The sequence below is a fragment of the Streptomyces sp. NPDC107500 genome (genome assembly GCF_055582785.1).
In genome coordinates, this window is the sequence record NZ_JBVJPF010000001.1 from 64691 (window position 1) to 86317 (window position 21627).

Sequence of the window (21627 nt, forward strand, 5' to 3'; positions counted from 1 at the left end):
AAGCGACCGTTCGGCCCTCTCGCGTTGTCCTAGACTCACCGGCATGTCAGGTCGTGACCTGTTCTGTCAGCCCCGCCGCGTACGCCACGGGGCCGCCCTGGCCTTGGTGTTCGCGAGTGTGCTCGTCGCGGGCGGGGTCACTGGCTCGTTCTCCGGAAGCGACCGGAAGCCCGAGTCGGACACCGCGCACCCGGCCGCTCCCGCCGAGCGGCACGACGCGGTGGCCAGGGCGGCCGCCGAGGCGCTGGCCGACGGCAAGTCCCCCGAGGAGGCCGCCGAACGCGCGGTCAGCCGCAGCGGGGACCGCTGGGGCGCCGTCTACTCCCACGGCGAGTACGAGGAGTTGGAGGACGCCCTGGACGGCCGGTACACCGGCGTCGGGCTCTCCGCGCGGCGCGAGAGCGACGGCCGCATCGAGGTGACCGGCGTGCGGCCCGGCTCGCCCGCCGCCGACGCCGGGATCCGGGAGGGCGACCGGCTGCGCAGCGTCGACGGCGAACGGGTCGACGGGCGGCCCGTCACCGAGGTCGTCGCCATACTGCGCGGCGACGCCGAGACCGAGCCCGCCGGCACCGCCGTCCGGCTCGGTCTGGAGCGCGGCGCACGCGCGTGGAGCGAGACCGTGCGCCGGGCCAGACTCTCCACGGAACCCGTGACGGTACGCACCCTCGCCACCGGTGACACGGTGATCAAGGTCAGTTCCTTCACCAAGGGCGTCGGCGCGCAGGTGCGCGACGCCGTGCGGCGGCTGCCGTCCGGCGCGGGAGTCGTCCTCGACCTGCGCGGCAACTCGGGCGGTCTGGTCTCCGAGGCGGTGGTCGCCGCTTCCGCCTTCCTCGACGGCGGCCTGGTCGCCACGTACGACGTCGACGGCGAACAGCGGGCCCTGCACGCCGAGCCCGGCGGCGAGACCACCAGACCCCTGGTCACGCTCGTCGACGGCGGCACGATGAGCGCGGCCGAACTCCTCACGGGAGCCCTCCAGGACCGCGGCCGTGCCGTCGTCCTGGGCTCCCGCACCTTCGGCAAGGGCTCGGTGCAGATGCCGAGCCGGCTGCCCGGCGGCTCCGTGGCCGAGCTGACCGTCGGGCACTACCGCACCCCCTCCGGCCGCGGCGTCGACGGCACGGGCATCACACCCGACCTGGAGGTCGACCCGGCGGAGCCGTCCGCGCTGGAACGGGCGCGGACGGTGCTGAGCGGACTGGGACCGACCGCGTAATCGGCTTTCCGTGAGCCCCCTCGGTAGTGCCAAAATGGTTGCACTATGGCTAAGGAAAAAGGGCGCAAGCTGATCGCGCAGAACAAGAAGGCGCGGCACGACTACCAGATCCTCGACACCTACGAGGCGGGACTCGTCCTGTCCGGGACCGAGGTGAAGTCGCTGCGCCAGGGACGGGCCTCGCTGGCCGACGGCTTCGTGCAGCTGGACGGACACGAGGCGTGGCTGCACAACGTGCACGTGCCGGAGTACAGCCAGGGGACCTGGACCAACCACAGCGCCCGCCGCAAGCGGAAGCTGCTGCTGCACCGCGTGGAGATCGACAAGCTGGAGTCGAAGTCCCAGGAGACCGGCCACACCATCGTGCCGCTGGCCCTCTACTTCAAGGACGGCCGGGCCAAGGTCGAGATCGCGCTGGCGCGCGGCAAGAAGGAGTACGACAAGCGCCAGACGCTCCGCGAGAAGCAGGACCGCCGCGAGGCCGAGCGGACGATCTCCGCGATCCGGCGCAAGCAGCGGGCCTGACCGCCGGGAATAGGCTGGCACCCCGGTGCGTTGGTCACGTACGATGGCATCCGCACCTCACAGCGGGTGCACCTCCCTCTTCGGAGGGGTTGAAAAATCAACATGGGGATGATCGGTTTCGACAGCGGCTGTCGAAGCAGGGGAAGCGTGTCGAGGAAGCGGCCATGATCTCGTAAACCACAGGCCGAAAAAATAATCGCCAACACCAAGCGCGATTCCTCCCAGCAGGCCTTCGCCCTCGCTGCCTGATCTCAGGTAGCAGAGCGAGCCTCCTACTACGGGAGTGTCAGCCCGGGGCTGTTCCCGACCCGGATCCTGGCATCAGCTAGGGGACTAAACCTTGATCCCGGTCACGGGGTGAAGAGGGAAACCAAACAGTGACTGAGCCCGTCGGAGACTTGTCCGCGTGATCTCCGGGGCTGAGAAAATCGAAGCGGACTGCACACGGAGAAGCCCTGATTCCGCACCGTTGGACGCGGGTTCGATTCCCGCCATCTCCACGAGGTCGAGGGTGGCCTGGCTCGCGTACGGCGCGATCCGGGCCACCCTCGTCGTTTTTCCGCCGCCTACCGGAAGGCCGCGGCGTTGCGTGTCGCCCATGCCGTGAAGGAACCGGCCGGTCGGCCGAGGAGCTTCTCGACGTCGGGGGCGACGCGCTGCTCCGAGGGGAGCGGCTCACCGAGGATGTCGAGCGTGCCCTCGACGACCGGCTCGGGCATGAACCGCGCCATGTGCTCGCGCGCCTGCTCACGGCTCAGCTCCACGAACCGCACCTCCTCGCCCAGCGCCCCCGCGATCTCCTGTGCCTGCGCGCGCGGAGTCACCCCGACGGGGCCGGTCAGTTCGTAGGTCTGCCCCGCGTGGCCCTCCTCGCGCAGCGTCACGGCGGCCACCTCGCCGATGTCCGCCGGGTCCACCACCGGAAGGGCGACCTCGGCGAACGGCGCGTGCACGGTCCTCCGGGTGCGGACGGTCTCGGCCCACGCGTAGGTGTTGGAGGCGAAGCCGCCGGGCCGCAGGATCGTCCAGTCCAGGCCCGAGGAGCGCACCGCCTCCTCGAACTCCCGCAGCCGGCCGTGCGCCGGGGCCTGCGGCCGGGTGCCGGTGACCTGGGAGGAGAGCAGCGTGACCCGGCGCACCCCGCCCGACCGGGCCACCTCCAGGACCTCGGCGGCGGGTGCCCCGCCGGCGAGCAGTTCCCCGGCCGGCAGGAGGAAGAGCGCGTCCGCGCCGGTGACGGCGGCACCCAGGGTCGACGGGTCGGCGAGGTCGGCCCGGACGTGCCGGGCGCCGTCGGGAAGGTCGTGGGACGGGGTGCTGCGCGTGACGGCCGTCACCCGCTCGCCCGCGGCGGTGAGTGCCGCGACGAGGGGGCGGCCGACGTTTCCGGTGGCTCCCGTGACAACGATCATGATCGGCTCCCGCCGTCGGTGGTGCGGAGGTTCAGGACTTCCGGGAAGCTAACATCCTCCGTAAAGTAGGTACCTAAAGGAAAGTGACTTCCCTGGAGGGCCCGATGGCCGGTGCCACCCCCCGCGGCGCGGGGATCGAACCGGAACTGGCATGTCCGGTCTCCCCGGTGCTCGACATCGTCTTCAGCCGCTGGACCACGCCGATCCTGTGGGCGCTGCACGAGTACGGGCGTCAGCGCTTCGTCGAACTCCAGCGCAACATCGGCACCATCACCCCCAAGGTGCTCACCCAGCGGCTGCGCCAGATGGAGCGCGACGGCCTGGTCGAGCGGACCTACCACGCCGAGGTGCCGCCGCGGGTGGAGTACGAGATCAGCGACCTCGGTCGCAGCCTGGCGCCGATCTTCGCCTCGCTCGTCGAGTGGTCCGCCGAGAAACTGCCCGAGGTCGAGCGGGCGCGGCGGGAGTTCGACGGCGCGGACGAGCCCGTCGCCGTCATCCGGCGGCGCGGGGCAGCCGGGGCGGCAGCAGGGTGAGCATCAGGGCCACCGCGGCCGCCGTCACCGGGATGCCGTAGGCCGCCGCGGCCGACGTGTGCTCGACCGTCCAGCCGCCCGCCGCGCTGCCGCAGGCGATGCCGCCGAGCAGGCCCGTCACCGCGAGGGTCATGCCCTCGTTCAGGCGGCCCTCGGGTGTGCGCTGCTGGACCAGCGTCATGGTGGTGACCATGGTCGGGGCGGTGGCCATCCCGGCGATCAGCAGGGTGAGCGCCAGCAGCGGCAGGGAGCCGGTGAGCGAGGCCGCGAGCAGCGGCAGCGTCAGCAGGCCCGTCATGGCCGCGACGCACCACGGCAGCCGGTGTTCGGCGGCACCGGCCGGTTTCATCGCGCCGTACAGCAGGCCGGCCGCGCAGGAACCGGCCGCCTGGAGTCCGAGGACCACACCGGCCGCCGTGCGGTGGCCCTGTGCGTCCGCGAACGCGATGGTGACGACCTCCATGGCCCCGAACACCCCGCCCGTCGCGAGGCACACGACCAGCAGCGGAGGGATGCCCGGGACGCGGAGGGGGGCCTTGGCGGCGGGGCGCGGCCGGACCGCCGGGGGCTCGGTCGAACGCTGGGCGGTGAACAGCAGCATGCCGCTCACCAGCAGCCCCACCCCGGCGAGCGTGCCCGCCTGCGGGAACAGCGCCGTGCACAGGAAGGCCGCGAGGACCGGCCCGAGCATGAAGCACAGCTCGTCGACCGCCTGCTCGAAGGAGTTCGCGGTGTGCAGCGCGTCGGCGTCGCCCTTCAGCAGGTGGTTCCAGCGGGCACGGGCCATGCCCCCGGTGTTGGGGGTCGTCGCGGTGGCGGCGTAGGAGGCGAAGAGGGTCCAGGCGGGCGTGCCGTGGCGCACGCACAGCAGCAGGGCGAGCGAGCCCAGCGCGGCGATCAGCGTGGCGGGCACGGCGACCCGGGCCTGCCCGTGCCGGTCCACGAGCCGGGCGGTCCACGGGGCGACCAGGGCGGTCGCCGCCAGTCCCGTCGCGGTGACGGCGCCCGCCAGGGCGTACGAACCACGGGTGCCGGCGATCATCACGACGGCGCTCACGCTGAACATGCCCATGGGCAGCCGCGCCATGAGATTCCCGATCGTGAACGCGCGGGCGCCGGGTGTGGCGAGGAGCCGCCGGTACGGACCGGGCGGCCGGCGCCGGGTGCGCGGGCGGAAGTCGGCGGCGACCAGGGTGTCGGCGGTGACGGCGAGGAAGGCGACGGGAGGGGCCTGCGGGGGACGGCGTTCGAAGGTCGGTTGCGGCATGCATCCACCGTGGCCCGGAGGAGATCGAGGGGTCCAACACCTACTCCGTCGCCATTCACGCACTCCTGTTGTAAGTTCACCGGATGCCCGCACCCGCCCATGTCGACCCCCGCCTGCTGCGCGCCTTCGTCACGGTCGCCGAGGACCTGCACTTCACCCGCGCCGCCGCCCGGCTGTACGTCGCCCAGCAGGCCCTGAGCCGGGACGTGCGGCGCCTGGAGCGGGAGCTGGGTGCCGAGTTGTTCGTCCGGACCACCCGGCAGGTGACGCTGACCGCCGACGGCGAGCGGCTGCTGCCGTACGCCCGGCGCGTCCTCCAGGTGCAGGACGAACTCCTGGCCGCCTTCGGCCAGGCCCGCCCGCTGCTGGTCGACCTCAACTCCCCGTGGCTGGCCACCGGCCGCCTCGTCCTGGAGCGGGCGCGCGAACTCGCCCCCGGCCAGGAGCTGATGGCGCGCTACGAGAGCGGACTGACGTACGCCGCCGCCGAGGTGCTCGCGGGCCGGATCGACGCCTCCTTCGGCCGGTTCGCGGGCCTGCCCCCCGCGCTGCGGGCCGGACTCGGCCACCAGCCCGTGCGCCGAGAGCCGATGGCGGTCGTCCTGCCGGAGGACCATCCGCTGGCCGGGCTGGACGAGGTGCCGCTCTCCGCGCTCGCCGGGGAGCGGGTGTACGCCGGGGCCGGCAACCCGCGCACGCCGGAGTGGACCGACCTCGCGCACCGCCTCTTCGAGGGACGCGGCATCGACGTGGCGCCGCCCCTTCCGCTGGCGATGGGGGAGGAGGAGTTCCGGCGGATCATGGACAAGACGCGCCATCCGATCCTGGCGGTGATGGGCTTTCCGGCCATGGCGTCGACCGTCGTACGCCCGCTCGTCGATCCCGTGCCGCTGTCGCCGGTCTCACTGGTCTGGCGAAAGGGACTCGTGCATCCCGCGCTGGACGCGTTGCGCCGGGCGGCGGCGCAGGTCGCGACCGAGAACGACTGGCTCCGGGCCCCCGCCGGGGGATGGATTCCGGCCGCCGACAGCGCTGTGATGTCCGCCCACAATTGACACGCGGCCACCACGGATCCTCCGCGTGCGCTACATTCTCTGCCTGAGCACGGTGTGATACAGGGGGCGCTCGAACCTGGTGGGGGCCGGTTCTACCGACGAGTGCTCGGAGTCGTATGCGCACCCGGAAGTGTCCCGTGGGGGGAAGTGCGCACGCGTGAAGAATTGGCAGAAAGACGCCCAACCGGAGTGGCCCCAGGTCGAGTCCGGGGGTCGTGAACTCCCGGAGGCAAGACCCGATGCTGACGCCACCGAGGTGCTCCCGCCGACCCGCTCCTTCCCACCCGCGGCAGGGTCTGCGATGACCGCGCCGGCGTCCGGCGGGTCCGGTCCGGGATGGTTCGGCAGTGGTCCGGGTGACGGCGCCCGCCGCCAGGGGAGTGCCGGCAACGGCGGGCCGGAGATACCCCGTTCCCGAATAGGCCGGGAGTACCAGGGCACCGACGCCTTCGGCCGGCAGCCGCGCATAACCTGGGGCAACACCGACGCGGCCGCCCCGGCCGCTCCGGTCGCTCCGGTCGCCCCCACCACCGCGGTCCCCCCGACGGCCCCGGCCACCCCGACGGCCCCGGCCACCCCGCCCCCTCCCGTCCCCCTCCTCCGCGACCCCTGGCAGGAGACCCCGGACGAGGCCGCGGACGCCGACGCCCCGGACGCCCCGCACACCCACGACCCGCACGAGGTGACGGTCCAGCTCGACGCCGTCGTGCTCGGCGACGGCGTGCTCCACCGCGCCGACGGCGGGCACCGCGGAAAGGGCCGGGAGACCTCCGACGGACCGGTCTTCGTCGACTCCTCCGGCCGCCGCAGCCGCCTCTACCGCCGCCTCGGCATACTCGTCGGCGTCGCCTGCGCGATCTACGCCGTCGTCATCGTCTCCACCCTGATGTCCGGCAACTCCAACGCCCCCTGGCTGCCCGTGCCGGGCCAGGAGGAGGGCAAGCCCGCCGGCCAGGTCGACACCACCCCGCTGCCCTCGCAGTCCGGCCCGCCCGCCGCCACCGGCACCGGCGCCCCGCGGACGAGCCCCACCGACGGCGCCGGCGTGACCGGCACCCCGGGCGCCGGCGTCCCCGCACCCGGCACCACCGCCGGCACCGCTCCGCAGCCCGGCACGACCTCCGGCTCCGGCGTGACGGAGACCGGGACCGACGAGAAGCCGGCCGGCGGGGCAACGACCGACCCGGACCCCAGCGCGACGACGCAGGCCCCGCCGCCCGTCACCACCGGCCCGTCCGCGTCGACGGGCGGCGGCGACACCACCGTCGACCCGACCGCGCCCACCGGCGGTGCCACCACGGGCTCCGACCCGGGCGAGGGCGGCGCGGGCGCCAACGGCTCCCGTGACACGACGCCCCTCGCGGGGGCCTCCGCCGCGCCCGCCGCCGCCGGTCCGGGCACCACCTCCACGTCCACGTCCCTGTCCCCGGAGACCACCCTCTGATGGCATCCCGCACCCGCCGTCACGGGGCGGCGCGCAGCCCCCGTGCGGGCGTCCGCCGCCTGCCCCTGCGCCTGCTGCTCCCCCTGCTCGTCCTGGTCGCCCTGGCGGCGATGCTCATGCTGCGCGGCTACGTGCACAGCGAGATCCTCGCCGACCACCGCGTCCAGGAGCCCGCGCCGACCACCCACGTGCCCGAGAAGATCCTGGAGGGCGGCCCGGTCATCGACGCCCGGGGCGGCCGCACCGAGAGCCTGAGCGTGCCCGACCACCGGCTCGTCCTCACCTTCGACGACGGCCCGGACCCGACCTGGACCCCGAGGGTGCTCGACGTGCTGAAGAAGCACGACGCGCACGCGGTCTTCTTCGTCACCGGCACCATGGCCTCCCGCTACCCGGACCTCGTGGAACGCATGGTCGACGAGGGCCACGAGGTGGGCCTGCACACCTTCAACCACCCCGACCTCTCCTTCCAGTCCAAGAAGCGCATCGACTGGGAGCTGTCGCAGAACCAGCTGGCGATCACCGGCGCGGCCGGCGTCCGCACCTCGCTGTTCCGCCCGCCCTACTCCTCCTTCGCGGACGCCATGGACGACAAGTCCTGGCCGGTCACCGAGTACATAGGCAGCCGCGGCTACATCACCGTCGTCAACAACACGGACAGCGAGGACTGGAAGAAGCCCGGCGTCGGCGAGATCATCCGCCGCGCCACCCCGCAGGGCGGCAAGGGCGCCATCGTCCTGATGCACGACTCCGGCGGCGACCGCCACCAGACCGTCCAGGCCCTGGACCGGTTCCTGCCCGACCTGAAGGCGAAGGGCTACGAGTTCGACAACCTCACCGAGGCCCTGGACGCGCCCAGCGCCATGAGCCCCGTGACCGGCGCCGAACTGTGGAAGGGCAGGGCGTGGGTCTTCCTCGTCCAGGCCTCGGAGAAGCTCACCGACGTCCTGGTGGTGGGCCTGGCGATCATCGGCACGCTGGTCATCGGGCGCTTCCTGCTGATGCTGCTGCTCTCCGGCGTCCACGCCCGCCGGGTCCGCCGCAAGGGCTTCGGCTGGGGACCGGCGGTCACCGGACCGGTGACGGTGCTGGTCCCGGCGTACAACGAGGCCAAGTGCATCGAGAACACGGTCCGTTCCCTCATGGCGAGCGACCACCCGATCGAGATCATCGTCATCGACGACGGCTCCACCGACGGCACCGCCCGGATCGTGGAGGGCCTGGGCCTGCCGGGCGTCCGGGTGATCCGCCAGCACAACGCGGGCAAGCCCGCCGCCCTCAACCGGGGCCTGGCCAACGCCCGGTACGACATCGTCGTGATGATGGACGGCGACACCGTCTTCGAACCGTCCACCGTCCGCGAACTCGTCCAGCCCTTCGGCGACCCGAGGGTGGGCGCCGTCGCCGGCAACGCGAAGGTCGGCAACAAGGACAGCCTCATCGGCGCCTGGCAGCACATCGAGTACGTGATGGGCTTCAACCTGGACCGCCGGATGTACGACATCCTCGGCTGCATGCCGACCATCCCGGGGGCGGTCGGCGCCTTCCGCCGCTCCGCGCTCGCACCCATCGGCGGCATGAGCGACGACACGCTCGCCGAGGACACCGACGTCACCATGGCGCTGCACCGGGCCGGCTGGCGGGTCGTCTACGCCGAGAACGCGCGCGCCTGGACCGAGGCCCCGGAGTCCGTCAGCCAGCTGTGGTCCCAGCGCTACCGCTGGTCGTACGGCACCATGCAGGCCATCTGGAAGCACCGCCGCGCGGTGATCGAGAAGGGCCCCTCGGGCCGCTTCGGCCGCGTGGGGCTGCCCTTCGTCTCCCTCTTCATGGTGCTCGCGCCGCTGCTCGCCCCGCTCATCGACGTGTTCCTGCTCTACGGCATCGTCTTCGGCCCGACCCGGCAGACGATCATCGCCTGGCTGGGCGTCCTGGCCATCCAGGCGGTCTGCGCGGCCTACGCCTTCCGGCTGGACCGGGAGCGGCTGACACCGCTCATCTCGCTGCCGCTCCAGCAGATCCTCTACCGCCAGATCATGTACGTGGTGCTGCTCCAGTCCTGGATCACGGCCCTCACCGGCGGCCGGCTGCGCTGGCAGAAGCTGCGCCGCAGCGGCGGCGTGTCCGCGCCGCCCGGGGGAGGGGCCGCCGGCGTACCCGCCCAGCGGTCCCGCGCCATGGACGGGAGGCCGGTCGGATGACCACCCCGTCCTACGACCCCGCCCCTCCCTTCCCCGACCCGACCGCACCACCCCGGAAAGACCGGTACGTGACCGCACCACCCCCGTACGCCCCCGACACCGCGACCGCCCCGCCGCTGCCGCCCCAGCAGACGCAGGCCCGGCGGGCGCCCGTCCGGGACCGGTACTTCGACCTGCTGCGGGCGGTGGCGCTCTTCCGCGTGGTCCTCTACCACCTCACAGGATGGGCGTGGCTGCCCGTGCTGTTCCCGTCCATAGGCGTGATGTTCGCCCTGGCCGGCAGTCTGATGGCCCGTTCCCTCAAGCGCCCCGCCGTGCAGGTCGTCCGCGGCCGCCTGCGCCGCCTGCTGCCGCCGCTGTGGCTGCTCGGCGCGGTGGGCGTGACCGGGATGCTGCTCCAGGGCTGGGGGCCGAACGACGACGGGCACCCGGGGTGGTGGTGGCTCCACCTCACCTTCTGGATCCTGCCGCTGAGCGACCCGCCGTACGCCGAGGGCCTGTCCGGCATCCACGGGCTGCTGGGCGACAACTGGGCCTCGGACCTCGCGGGGCCGCTCTGGTACATCCGCGCCTACCTCTGGTACGTCCTGCTCTCCCCGGTGCTGCTGCGCGCCCTGCGTGCGCTGCCGTGGCAGACGATCCTGGCGCCCATCGCGCTCTCGGCCGCCTTCCAGTTCGGCTACCTCGAACTGCCGGGCGAGCGGATCCCCTCCGCCCTCACCGACTTCAGCACCTTCGGGGCCTGCTGGATCCTGGGCATGGCCCACCAGGAGGGCGTCCTGAAGCGGCTGCCGCGCTACGTCGTGCCGTCGGTGGCCCCGCTGATCGGTGCGCTCGGCCTCTGGTACGCCTTCGGGGAGGGCTTCAAGTCCGGCTACGACCTGGACTCCATCCCCTTCGCCCAGGCCGTCTGGTCCTTCGCGACCGTGCTGCTGCTCCTGCACCTCAGCCCGTCGTGGACCGAGTGGCCACGCCGGCTGCGCCGCTGGGACCGGGTGGTCACCCTGCTCAACTCCCGTGCGGTGACGATCTACCTGTGGCACAACGTGTGCATCCTGATCGCCGCCACCATGTGGGACCAGCTGTGGGGCTTCGACGTCATGTACGAGCACTTCACCTGGCTCCTGGAGAGCCCCTGGCCGGTCCTGGTCCTCGCCTGGCTGCTCATCGGGAGCTGCGTCGTCTGGTTCGGCTGGATGGAGGACGTGGCCGCCAAGCGGAAGCCGCAGCTGTGGCCGGACGGCGGGGGGAAGGCGGCGCGCACGCGGCCGAGGGCGCGCGCGGCGCACCGGGGCTGACGGCCGTCGTACCGGCGTGCGAGACTGCACCGGTTGCGCGAGTGAACACGGTGGCGTGAGCCGGTCAGGGGGAACGGGCGGGATGAGCAAGCGGCAGACGCAGAAGATGCTGCGGTTGATGGCGAGCGGCGAGCCGGTCGAGCTGACCAGCCCGATGGCGTCCGTGAAGAAACTCGCCAAGCTCGCCTTCGTCGCCCAGCAGTTCGGCTACGAGTACGCCGATGCCCGCCAGGGTGGCGGGAGCAACGGCTCGCTCACGATGCTGCTCCTGCCCGACCCGAGCCCGCAGGCCCGCGCCCGCGCCGCGCAGAACTGGGCGCAGTACCCGAACGCGGGCGACGGGGTCTCGGTGCCGCCGCTGGTGCCCGACGCCTTCGAACTCCTCAAGGCGCGGATCAACTTCGACCTCACCGGCAAGAGCGCCGAGAAGCGGATGGGGTACGGCGCGCTCGGCGTCACCATCGGCTGTGTGGTCCTCGCCTACCGCTCGGGCGGTTCGTCCGACGACTTCGTCGTGGCCGCGGTCGTCTGGCTGGCCGTCCTCGCCATCCTGGGCGTCGGCTTCCTCGTCACCCGCAAACGCAACGCGAAGTTCGCGGTCCGGTTGCGGGCCGCGGGGTTCGTCCCGACGGCCGACGAGACCGGGCGGGTGCGGTACCTGCCGCCCGGCGGGCAGCTCCCGGGCCACGGGAACCCGTTCGGCGGGGCGCAGGGAGGCCACGCCGCGCCCGGCGGCTACGGCGTCCCAGGCGGATACCCCGCCCCCGGTGGCTACGGCGCCCCCGGCGGTTACGGCGCCCCCGGCGGTTACGCGCAGCCGGCTCCCGCCCAGTACGCCCAGCCCCAGCAGCAGTACCCGCAGCAGCCCTACGCGCCGCCCCAGGGCCCGCAGCAGCCGTACCCGCCCCAGGCGCACCCGCAGCAGCAGCCGTACCCTCCGCAGCCCGCGCCCCGGCAGCAGCCCTACCCCCAGCAGAACCCCCACTGGCAGCCCCAGCACCCGCAGGGCTGACCGGCGCGACCTCTCATCCGGTCCCGGTGCCGGGTGAGAGCAACGTTCCCTTCCGGTCATCCACAGCCCCACCGGCACGAAACGCGCTCTTCCTACCGTCGGGGCAATCGAGCTGTGGAGCACCGTGGAGGCGTCATGACATTCCGAGGCGGCCGCTGGATCGAGTACTGGGATCCGGAGGACGAGACGTTCTGGAAGGAGACGGGGGAGCGGACCGCCCGGCGGAACCTGTTCTTCTCCGTGCTCTCCGAGCACATCGGGTTCTCCGTCTGGACGCTCTGGTCCGTGCTGGTCCTCTTCATGGGGCCGGAGTACGGGCTGACGCCCGCCGACAAGTTCCTGCTGACGTCCGTGGTGACCCTCGTCGGCGCCGTCGTACGGGTCCCCTACACCTTCGCCGTCGCCGTCTTCGGCGGGCGGAACTGGACGATCATCTCCGCCGGGCTCCTGCTCGTGCCGACCGTCGCGGCCTTCACCGTCATGGAGCCGGGGACGTCCTTCTCCACCTTCCTCCTGGTCGGGCTGCTGGCCGGCATCGGCGGCGGCAACTTCGCCTCCTCCATGACCAACATCAACGCCTTCTTCCCGCTGCGGAAGAAGGGGTGGGCGCTCGGTCTCAACGCCGGGGGCGGGAACATCGGTGTGCCGGTCATCCAGCTGGCCGCGCTCGCGATCATCGGGGCGAGCGGCGGGCCGCGGGTGCTGCTCGGCATCTACATCCCGCTGATCCTGGTGGCCGCGGTCCTCGCCGCCTGCTTCATGGACAACCTCGCCTCCGTGAAGAACGACACCGGGGCCGCGAAGGACGCCGCGCGGGACGCGCACACCTGGATCATGTCCGTGCTGTACATCGGCACGTTCGGCTCGTTCATCGGGTACAGCTTCGCCTTCGGGCAGGTGCTGACGACCCAGTTCGGGCGGACCCCGCTCCAGGCGGCCTACCTGACCTTCATCGGCCCGCTGCTCGGCTCCCTGATCCGGCCCCTGGGCGGCAGGCTCGCCGACCGGTACGGGGGCGCGCGGATCACCCTGTGGAACTTCGTGGCGATGGCCACCGCCACCGCGGTGCTGGTCGCCGCCAGCATGGCGAAGTCGCTCGGGCTGTTCGTGGCCGTGTTCGTGGTGCTGTTCGTGCTCAGCGGGCTCGGCAACGGCTCGACGTTCAAGATGATCCCCGGCATCTTCCAGAACAAGGCGCTGGGCCGGGGGCTGACGGGTGAGGCGGCGGTGGCCCACGGGCGGCGCCTCTCCGGTGCCTCCATGGGGCTGATCGGCGCGGTGGGCGCGCTCGGCGGCGTCGCCATCAACCTCGCCTTCCGGCAGTCGTTCCTCTCCTCCGGCTCGGGCACCGGGGCCTTCGTCGCCTTCCTCGCCTTCTACGCGGTGTGTTTCGTGGTCACCTGGGCGGTATACCTTCGCCGTCCGGCCCCGCGGGTGCCGGACGGCCCGGCGGACCCGGCGGACACGAAGGCCCAGCTCAGCTACGCCGAGGTGTGACGTAACACTGGTGACATGAAGCGGAACCGAGCCTGTCACGCACCGTTGACAGGCTCGGTCGGCACGCGAGTACGCAGATGGGCGTGAGGATCGGAGCGCGGCGAGCGATGGACGACGAACAGCAGCGACCTGACCACGGGCCCCTGGCCGGATTCACCGTGGGCGTGACCGCCGCCCGCCGCGCCGACGAACTGGGCGCCCTGCTCCAGCGGCGCGGCGCCGCCGTCCAGCACGCGCCGGCGCTGCGGATCGTGCCCCTCGCGGACGACAGCGAGCTGATGGCCGCGACCAAACAGCTCATCGACCAGGCACCGGACGTCGTCGTCGCCACCACCGCCATCGGGTTCCGGGGCTGGGTCGAGGCGGCCGACGGCTGGGGACTCGGCGACGCCCTGCTGGAGCGGCTGGGCGCGGTCGAACTCCTGGCGCGCGGGCCCAAGGTCAAGGGCGCCGTCCGGGCGGCGGGACTGACCGAGCGGTGGTCGCCGTCGTCGGAGTCCATGGCCGAGGTGCTCGACCGGCTCCTGGAGGAGGGCGTCGACGGCCGCCGGGTCGCCGTACAGCTGCACGGCGAGCCGCTGCCGGGGTTCGTGGAGGCGCTGCGGGAGGGGGGCGCCGAGGTGGTCGGCGTGCCCGTGTACCGGTGGCTGCCGCCGGAGGACATCGGGCCCGTGGACCGGCTGCTGGACGCCGCCGTGTCGCGGGGCGTGGACGCGGTGACGTTCACCAGCGCGCCCGCCGCGTCCTCGCTGCTCGGCCGCGCCGAGGAGCGCGGTCTGCTGCCCGAACTGCTCGTCGCCTTCGGCCACGACGTGCTGCCCGCCTGCGTCGGACCGGTCACCGCGGTGCCGCTCCAGGCCCACGGTGTCGACACCGTCCAGCCCGAACGCTTCCGGCTCGGCCCGCTCGTCCAGCTGCTCTGCCAGGAACTCCCGGGGCGGGCCCGTGCCCTGCCGGTGGCCGGGTTCCGGCTGGAGATCCGGGGGCACGCGGTGCTCGTCGACGGGGAGCTGCGGACCGTACCGCCGGCCGGCATGTCCCTGCTGCGGGCGCTCTCCCGGCGGCCGGGCTGGGTGGTGTCCCGCGCGGAACTCCTGCGCGCCCTGCCGGGCGCCGGCCGCGACGAACACGCCGTCGAGACGGCGATGGCCCGCCTGCGCACGTCCCTCGGCGCCCCGAAGCTGATCCAGACGGTGGTCAAGCGCGGCTACCGCCTGGCCCTGGACCCGGCGACGGACGCCAAGTACACGGCGGACGAGTGACGGACCGCGGCGACGGCCGCGTGCCCGGCACCGTGCGCCCGGCCGTGGCGCCGCGGCGCGCGTGACCGGTGACGGCCGACGGGACGCGCGGGCGCCGGACGCGGCCCTGGTGCGCGGGCGCGCGCGTACGCGTCCACGCCTCACCGGTACGAGGGGTTCCGGGCGCGAGTGCGGGCAGGCACTGTAGAGGGAGCGGTCCACCTGCTCCCCTTCCCAGCCCGTACCTCGGCGGGCCACCTCCAGGCGGTGACAGGAACATGGCAATGAGTACGGCCACCGACCCGTACGAGCTGCGCTTCGACACCGGGCGGATCTGCCTGGACCTCATCGCCACCACCCACCCCGTCGAGCGCCTCGGCTCCGTGGTCGTGCTGCGCGCCTGGATCGCCGGCTCCGGGCTCGTCCCGCCCGGCACCCCGCTGGCCCACGCCGACGCCGGCTGGCTGACCGGCTTCCGCGAACTGCGCCGCGAGACCGCCCGGTTGGTGCGCGCCCGGCCGGCCCCCCGCACCCGCCGCTACGACCTCGCGCTGGCCCGCGTCAACGACCTGGCCCTGGCCGCGCCCCCGGCCCCGCGCGCGGTGCACGGCGAGGACGGCGCGCTGACCCGCGAGCTGACCGGCCCGCCGCAGTGCGCGGCGCTGCTCGGCGCCCTCGCCCGGGACGCCGTCGAACTGCTCACCGACCCGGTCGCGCGGGCCGGTCTGCGCCAGTGCGAGGGCGACAACTGCCCGATCCTCTACGTGGACACCTCCCGCGGGCACCGCAGGCGCTGGTGCTCCAGCGAGGTCTGCGGGAACCGCGAGCGGGTCGCCCGGCACCGCCGGCGAGCCGCCCTCGCCCGATAAGTGCCGCCACGCCCCGTTCGTCACACGGCTCCGAGAAAACTGTCATCTCACTTTGAACACCCCGCACTTCGCGTCCGTACCGAATGGGCGAGCGACCGACTGGGGGAACCCCCGGACATCGGAGGTGGGCGTGCGCAAGGATTCCGTCGTGGCCAATGAACGTGGTGCGAGGGCCCGACATCGCATGTCCCAGTCGTCCTCGGAACCCGACGAGGAGCTGATGCGCGCGCTCTACCGCGAGCACGCCGGCCCCTTGCTGGCCTATGTGCTGCGGCTGGTCGCGGGGGACCGGCAGCGGGCCGAGGACGTCGTCCAGGAGACGCTCATCCGTGCCTGGAAGAATGCCGGTCAGCTCAACCGTGCGACCGGATCGGTACGCCCCTGGCTGGTGACGGTCGCCCGGCGCATCGTCATCGACGGCCACCGCAGCCGGCAGGCCCGGCCGCAGGAGGTCGATCCGTCGCCGCTGGAGGTCATCCCCGCGGAGGACGAGATCGACAAGGCGCTGTGGCTGATGACGCTGTCGGACGCGCTCGACGACCTGACCCCGGCTCACCGTGAGGTCCTCGTCGAGACGTACTTCAAGGGGCGTACCGTCAATGAGGCGGCGCAGACACTGGGCATACCCAGCGGCACCGTTCGCTCCCGGGTTTTCTACGCCCTGCGTTCGATGAAGCTGGCACTGGAGGAGCGGGGGGTGACGGCGTGATGAGCGGGTACGGGGGAGTTCAGGGGTTCGGTCCGGGGGATACGGGTAATTCTGTCCCCATGCAGGGATCACCGGCGCCGAACGAACACGAGACCGTCGGCGCCTACGCCCTCGGGATTCTCGACGACGCGGAAGCAACCGCTTTCGAGGCACACCTCGCCACCTGCGAATGGTGCGCCCAGCAACTCGACGAGCTGGCCGGCATGGAACCGATGATGGCCGCGCTCGCTGACCTGCCAGGTGCCGGTACGCCGGCCATCGCCGAGTCGCTCACCGTCAAGCCGGGCCCACGGTTGTCCGAGAAGCTCGTCGACGAGGTCGCCGAGCGCCGCGCGAGCAAGCGCCGGCGCAACTTCTACCTGGTGGGCACCGCCGCCGCGCTGATCATCGGCGGCCCGTTCGCCGCCGTGGCGACCACGGGCGGCGGCGGTGGCGACGACGGCGGACGCAAGACCGAGGCCTCGCAGGAGCAGACCGGCAGCCCCGCCGAGTCCGCCTTCGCCGCGATGCCCGACCGGGTCACCGCCACCGACCCGGCCACCGAGGTCAGCGCCACCGTGGCCCTGGAGAAGAAGGCCTGGGGCACCGAGGCGGTCCTGGAACTGAAGAACGTCAAGGGGCCCGAGAAGTGCTCCCTGATCGCCGTCGGCAAGAACGGCGAGCGGGAGACCCTCAGCTCCTGGACGGTCCCCGACTGGGGCTACGGCATCCCGGACGCCACCACGGAGAAGGCCAAGAAGCCGCTCTACGTGCACGGCGGCGCCGCCTTCGACCCCAACCAGATCGACCACTTCGAGGTCATGACCTTCGACGGCAAGCGGCTGGTCGAGGTGGACGCGTAGCCGGGTTCTCAGGCGTGCCGTGGCTTCCGGGCCCCCCTTCGCGTACCTTTGACGGCTGCCCAGCACGTCAGAAGGGGGCCCGGTGGCCGCACAGGCTCAACAGGATTCAGCGGTCGGCTCGGTGCACGACCCCGTACGGGAGGACTCCGTACGGGACCGAGAGATCAGCGTGGAACAGGCACACCTCGACCGGGTGTACCGCCGCCTCGAGGAGAAGATCCACGAGGCCGAGTTCCTCATGCACGACGCCGCCCAGCGCGGTCACGTCGGCACGCCCGGCGCGCTGGCCGAGCGCGACGCGCAGGTCTTCCGGGCCGGCATCCACCTCAACCGCCTGAACAACGAGTTCGAGGACTTCCTGTTCGGCCGCATCGACCTGCTCCTCGGCAAGGACGGCAAGAAGGGCCCGGACGGCGCGTACACGGCGGTCGAGCCCGCCGAGGGCGCCCTCGGGCCCGACAACACCGCCGACATCGCCGAGACCCTGCACATCGGCCGCATCGGCGTCCTGGACGCGGAGTACGCGCCGCTGGTCATCGACTGGCGGGCGCCCGCCGCGGCCCCCTTCTACCGGTCCACGCCGGTCGATCCGGGCCGGGTCGTGCGCCGCCGGGTGATCCGCTCCAAGGGGCGGCGCGTGCTCGGCGTCGAGGACGACCTCATGCGGCCCGAGGTCACGGCCCGGCTGGCCGGCGAGGAACTGGCCGTGGTCGGCGACGGCGCCCTGATGGCCGCGCTCGGCCAGGCCCGCACGCACACCATGCGGGACATCGTGGCCTCCATCCAGGCCGAGCAGGACCGCGTGATCCGCGCCCCCGCCGCCTCCGTGACCTACGTGGAGGGCGGCCCCGGCACCGGCAAGACCGCCGTCGCCCTGCACCGCGCGGCGTACCTGCTCTACCAGGACCGGCGCCGGTACGCGGGCGGCATCCTGATCGTCTCGCCGACCCCGCTGCTGGTGGCGTACACCGAGGGCGTGCTGCCCTCCCTCGGCGAGGAGGGGCAGGTCGCCATCCGCGCGATCGGCTCCCTGGCCGACGACGCCGCGGGTGGCGAGGCCACGCTGTACGACTCCCCGGCCACCGCTCGCGTCAAGGGCTCCTCACGCATGCTCCGGGTGCTGCGCAAGGCCGCGCGCGGCGCGCTGGAGCCGGCCGACTCGCCGACCCTGCTGAGGGTCGTCGCCTTCAACCGCCGACTCGAACTGGAGGCCGAGGAACTGGCCTCCATCCGCCGCACCGTCCTCGGCGGCACCGCCCCGGTCAACCTGCTGCGCCCCCGCGCCCGCCGGCTGCTCCTGGACGCCCTGTGGGAGAAGTCCGGTGCCGGGACCCGGCACAGCGACCCGGAGCTGGCCGCCGAGCTGCGTTCCTCCTTCGACGAGGACGTCAGCTCCGAGGACTCCTTCACCGAGTTCCTGGACGCCTGGTGGCCGGAGCTGACCCCGGGCGCCGTGCTGGCGGCCATGGCGGACGAGCGGCGCCTCGGGCGCTGGGCGCGGCGCGTCCTGAACCCGGGCGAGGTCCGCAAGGTGGCCCGTTCGCTGCGCCGCGAGGGCCGCTCCGTGCACGACGTCGCCCTGCTCGACGAACTCCAGGCGATCGTCGGCACCCCGGCCCGCCCCCGCAAGCGCCGCGAGGCGGACCCGCTGGACCAGCTGACCGGCCTGGACGAGCTGATGCCGCAGCGCGAGGAGACCCAGTGGGAGCGCGCCGAGCGGCTGGCGCAGGAACGCACCGAGTACGCGCACGTCATCGTGGACGAGGCGCAGGACCTCACCCCGATGCAGTGGCGGATGGTGGGCCGCCGCGGCCGGCACGCCACCTGGACCGTCGTGGGCGACCCGGCCCAGTCCTCCTGGTCCGACCCCGACGAGGCGGCCGAGGCCCGCGACGAGGCCCTGGGCACCCGCCCGCGCCGCCGCTTCGAGCTGACCGTGAACTACCGCAACCCGGCGGAGATCGCCGAACTGGCGGCCAAGGTGCTCGCCCTCGCCATGCCGGGCGCCACCTCGCCGTCGGCCGTGCGTTCGACCGGCGTCGAGCCGCGCTTCGTCGCCGCGGAGGACTCCCTGTTCGACACCGTCCGCGCGGAGGCGGCCCGGCTGCTCGGCCTCGTGGACGGCACCGTCGGCGTCGTGGTCGCCATGAACCGGCGCGAGGAGGCCCGGCGCCGGCTGGCCGGGCTCGGCGACCGGGTCGTGGCGCTCGGCAGCCTGGAGGCGAAGGGGCTCGAGTACGACGCGACGGTCGTCGTCTCCCCGGCCGAGATCGCCGACGAGTCGCCCGCCGGGCTGCGGGTCCTGTACGTCGCCCTGACCCGGGCCACCCAGCAGCTCACGGTGGTCTCCAGCGAGCGGGACGAGCCCGACGCCCGAGGCGTCCCGGACCTGCTCCGCGACTGAGGCGGACGTGCGAGAGGCCCGCGCCGTGGACGGCGCGGGCCTCTCGTCTCTTCGTTTAGGTGGCACCGACCCGCCATGCTCGCCTCGCGGCAAGTGGTCGCTCGTAGCGACGAAGGTTGGGCCCGGGGGCTTGGATCGAGCCGGTGCCACGTCCAAGGTAACAAACGATCCCCGCAAGGCAATTCCCGTCCCGCGGGTTCCTTCGCGGGACGCCCGGACGGCCGGTCCGCGGCTTCCGGCGCCCACTTCCCCGGACGGGTTTCCTCAGCGGGCAACTTCTCGTATGGTGGAAGTCGTTTTCCGAAAGAGGGCCGCGAACACAAAGTTCGCAATCCGGGGCGGCTACCGCGTACTCAGTGGTAGGTGCGACGATCGGACGGCACAACCCAGTTACACGGTGAAAGCAGAGGAAGTCGGCCATGGCAACGGCGCCCAGCGTCTCCTACTCGATGACGGTCCGGCTGGAGGTGCCCGCGGGCGGAACCGCCGTCTCGCAGCTCACCACCGCGGTGGAGTCCGCCGGAGGCTCCGTCACCGGCCTCGACGTCACGGCCTCCGGCCACGACAAGCTCCGCATCGACGTCACCATCGCGGCGGGCTCGACCTCGCACGCCGACGAGATCGTGGAGCAGCTCCGGGGCATCGACGGCGTCAGCCTGGGCAAGGTCTCCGACCGTACCTTCCTGATGCACCTCGGCGGCAAGATCGAGATGGCGTCGAAGCACCCCATCCGCAACCGTGACGACCTCTCCATGGTCTACACGCCGGGCGTGGCCCGCGTCTGCATGGCGATCGCCGAGAACCCCGAGGACGCCCGCCGCCTGACCATCAAGCGCAACTCCGTTGCGGTCGTGACGGACGGCTCCGCCGTGCTGGGCCTGGGCAACATCGGCCCGAAGGCCGCGCTGCCGGTGATGGAGGGCAAGGCGGCCCTGTTCAAGCGGTTCGCAGGCATCGACGCCTGGCCGATCTGCCTGGACACCCAGGACACCGACGCGATCGTCGAGATCGTCAAGGCCATCGCCCCGGGCTTCGCGGGCATCAACCTGGAGGACATCTCCGCGCCGCGCTGCTTCGAGATCGAGGCCCGGCTGCGCGAGGCCCTGGACATCCCCGTCTTCCACGACGACCAGCACGGCACCGCCATCGTCGTCCTCGCCGCCCTGACCAACGCCCTGCGCGTGGTGAACAAGGGCATCGAGAACGTACGGGTCGTCATGTCCGGCGCCGGCGCCGCCGGTACGGCCATCCTCAAGCTGCTGCTCGCGGCCGGGGTGAAGAACGCCGTCGTCGCCGACATCCACGGCGTCGTGCACGCCGGACGCGCCGACCTGGTCGACGCCGCGCCAGAGTCGGCGCTGCGCTGGATCGCCGACAACACCAACCCCGAGGGCCTCACCGGCACCCTCAAGGAGGCCGTGCACGGCGCGGACGTCTTCATCGGCGTGTCGGCCCCCAACGTCCTGGACGGCGACGACGTGGCCGCCATGGCGGACGGCGCGATCGTCTTCGCGCTCGCGAACCCGGACCCCGAGGTGGACCCGGCCATCGCCCGCCAGACCGCGGCGGTCGTCGCCACCGGCCGCTCGGACTTCCCGAACCAGATCAACAACGTGCTGGTCTTCCCGGGTGTCTTCCGCGGTCTGCTGGACGCCCAGTCGCGCACGGTCAACACCGAGATGATGCTGGCCGCCGCGCACGCCCTCGCGGACGTCGTCACCGAGGACGAGATCAACCCGAACTACATCATTCCGAGCGTCTTCAACGACAAGGTCGCCGGTGCCGTCGCGGGCGCCGTGCGCGAGGCGGCGAAGTCCGCCGGAGTGGTGGCGTAGGTTCCCCGGGCGGGGGCAGGCGCCCTGTGGCGTGGTGGTGAGGATCACCACCACGGGCGGCTCCACCGGCGCGTCGCGCGGCGGCGCGCCTCGGACCGCCCTCTAGTGTGGCGCAAGGCTCAGGCCCTCTCATCGTGTGACTCCCAAGGGTGTTCTCACGACTCCTGGGGGTGCCGGATTGGCTTTACCGCCGCAGGTGGAGGCAGGATGCCTCCCTGGGCGCGAGGGTCCGACGACCGACCCGGGTCCGGGGAGTGT

The 21627-nt window shown here is 72.7% G+C and carries 17 protein-coding genes and 1 other RNA gene; 16 read left to right on the plus strand and 2 right to left on the minus strand.

Annotated elements, in window-relative coordinates:
* The first annotated feature begins 43 nt into the window (after positions 1 to 43).
* The 3 genes from ACZ67M_RS00240 (at position 44) to ssrA (ending at position 2250) form a co-directional block, all read left to right on the plus strand.
* On the plus strand, positions 44 to 1222 hold the full coding sequence (locus tag ACZ67M_RS00240) for a S41 family peptidase (protein WP_469848957.1): 1179 nt from the start codon (positions 44 to 46) through the stop codon (positions 1220 to 1222).
* Between the two features lie 45 nt (positions 1223 to 1267).
* Positions 1268 to 1747 (plus strand): SsrA-binding protein SmpB, encoded by a 480-nt coding sequence (gene smpB, locus ACZ67M_RS00245; RefSeq protein WP_052841735.1) that lies wholly within the window; start codon positions 1268 to 1270, stop codon positions 1745 to 1747.
* 104 nt (positions 1748 to 1851) lie between these two features.
* Positions 1852 to 2250: a transfer-messenger RNA gene (ssrA, locus tag ACZ67M_RS00250) on the plus strand.
* Between the two features lie 63 nt (positions 2251 to 2313).
* Here the strand turns inward: ssrA and ACZ67M_RS00255 are convergent.
* Positions 2314 to 3159, minus strand: coding sequence for an NAD(P)H-binding protein (locus ACZ67M_RS00255; RefSeq protein WP_469848959.1), 846 nt, complete (start codon positions 3157 to 3159; stop codon positions 2314 to 2316).
* A gap of 104 nt (positions 3160 to 3263) precedes the next feature.
* Here ACZ67M_RS00255 and ACZ67M_RS00260 point away from each other — a divergent pair, with 104 nt between their 5' ends.
* On the plus strand, positions 3264 to 3695 hold the full coding sequence (locus ACZ67M_RS00260) for a winged helix-turn-helix transcriptional regulator (protein ID WP_469849711.1): 432 nt from the start codon (positions 3264 to 3266) through the stop codon (positions 3693 to 3695).
* Here ACZ67M_RS00260 and ACZ67M_RS00265 read toward each other — a convergent pair.
* Positions 3655 to 4962, minus strand: a complete 1308-nt coding sequence (locus ACZ67M_RS00265; RefSeq protein WP_469848961.1) for an MFS transporter — start codon at positions 4960 to 4962, stop codon at positions 3655 to 3657. The genes ACZ67M_RS00260 and ACZ67M_RS00265 overlap by 41 nt on opposite strands.
* Positions 4963 to 5045: 83 nt before the next feature.
* Here ACZ67M_RS00265 and ACZ67M_RS00270 point away from each other — a divergent pair, with 83 nt between their 5' ends.
* The 12 genes from ACZ67M_RS00270 to ACZ67M_RS00325 all read left to right on the plus strand — a co-directional run bounded on the left by ACZ67M_RS00270 (position 5046) and on the right by ACZ67M_RS00325 (position 21369).
* Positions 5046 to 6017 carry a LysR family transcriptional regulator gene (locus tag ACZ67M_RS00270; RefSeq protein ID WP_392007950.1) on the plus strand — a complete coding sequence of 324 codons (972 nt, stop codon included), beginning with the start codon at positions 5046 to 5048 and terminating at the stop codon, positions 6015 to 6017.
* A gap of 301 nt (positions 6018 to 6318) precedes the next feature.
* Entirely contained in the window at positions 6319 to 7461 is a 1143-nt protein-coding gene (locus ACZ67M_RS00275; protein WP_469848963.1) for a hypothetical protein, read from the plus strand.
* Positions 7461 to 9662, plus strand: a complete 2202-nt coding sequence (locus tag ACZ67M_RS00280; RefSeq protein ID WP_361353797.1) for a bifunctional polysaccharide deacetylase/glycosyltransferase family 2 protein — start codon at positions 7461 to 7463, stop codon at positions 9660 to 9662. The genes ACZ67M_RS00275 and ACZ67M_RS00280 overlap by 1 nt, the downstream gene beginning before the upstream one ends.
* Positions 9659 to 10960 (plus strand): acyltransferase family protein, encoded by a 1302-nt coding sequence (locus ACZ67M_RS00285; protein WP_392007956.1) that lies wholly within the window; start codon positions 9659 to 9661, stop codon positions 10958 to 10960. The genes ACZ67M_RS00280 and ACZ67M_RS00285 overlap by 4 nt, the downstream gene beginning before the upstream one ends.
* A gap of 82 nt (positions 10961 to 11042) precedes the next feature.
* Complete coding sequence (locus ACZ67M_RS00290) at positions 11043 to 11972, plus strand: hypothetical protein (protein ID WP_469848966.1); 930 nt, start codon at positions 11043 to 11045, stop codon at positions 11970 to 11972.
* Positions 11973 to 12107: 135 nt separating this feature from the next.
* Entirely contained in the window at positions 12108 to 13469 is a 1362-nt protein-coding gene (locus tag ACZ67M_RS00295; RefSeq protein ID WP_361353805.1) for a nitrate/nitrite transporter, read from the plus strand.
* A gap of 107 nt (positions 13470 to 13576) precedes the next feature.
* Complete coding sequence (locus ACZ67M_RS00300) at positions 13577 to 14731, plus strand: uroporphyrinogen-III synthase (RefSeq protein ID WP_469849712.1); 1155 nt, start codon at positions 13577 to 13579, stop codon at positions 14729 to 14731.
* A gap of 257 nt (positions 14732 to 14988) precedes the next feature.
* On the plus strand, positions 14989 to 15579 hold the full coding sequence (locus ACZ67M_RS00305; RefSeq protein WP_355830949.1) for a CGNR zinc finger domain-containing protein: 591 nt from the start codon (positions 14989 to 14991) through the stop codon (positions 15577 to 15579).
* A 184-nt stretch (positions 15580 to 15763) separates the two neighbouring features.
* Positions 15764 to 16288 carry a sigma-70 family RNA polymerase sigma factor gene (locus ACZ67M_RS00310; RefSeq protein ID WP_007450155.1) on the plus strand — a complete coding sequence of 175 codons (525 nt, stop codon included), beginning with the start codon at positions 15764 to 15766 and terminating at the stop codon, positions 16286 to 16288.
* Between the two features lie 59 nt (positions 16289 to 16347).
* Complete coding sequence (locus tag ACZ67M_RS00315; RefSeq protein WP_361353811.1) at positions 16348 to 17130, plus strand: zf-HC2 domain-containing protein; 783 nt, start codon at positions 16348 to 16350, stop codon at positions 17128 to 17130.
* 82 nt (positions 17131 to 17212) lie between these two features.
* A complete protein-coding gene (locus ACZ67M_RS00320) occupies positions 17213 to 19534 on the plus strand; it encodes a HelD family protein (protein WP_361353814.1) in 2322 nt (773 codons plus the stop codon).
* A gap of 419 nt (positions 19535 to 19953) precedes the next feature.
* Positions 19954 to 21369 carry an NAD-dependent malic enzyme gene (locus ACZ67M_RS00325; RefSeq protein WP_125492710.1) on the plus strand — a complete coding sequence of 472 codons (1416 nt, stop codon included), beginning with the start codon at positions 19954 to 19956 and terminating at the stop codon, positions 21367 to 21369.
* The last annotated feature ends 258 nt before the right edge of the window (positions 21370 to 21627 follow it).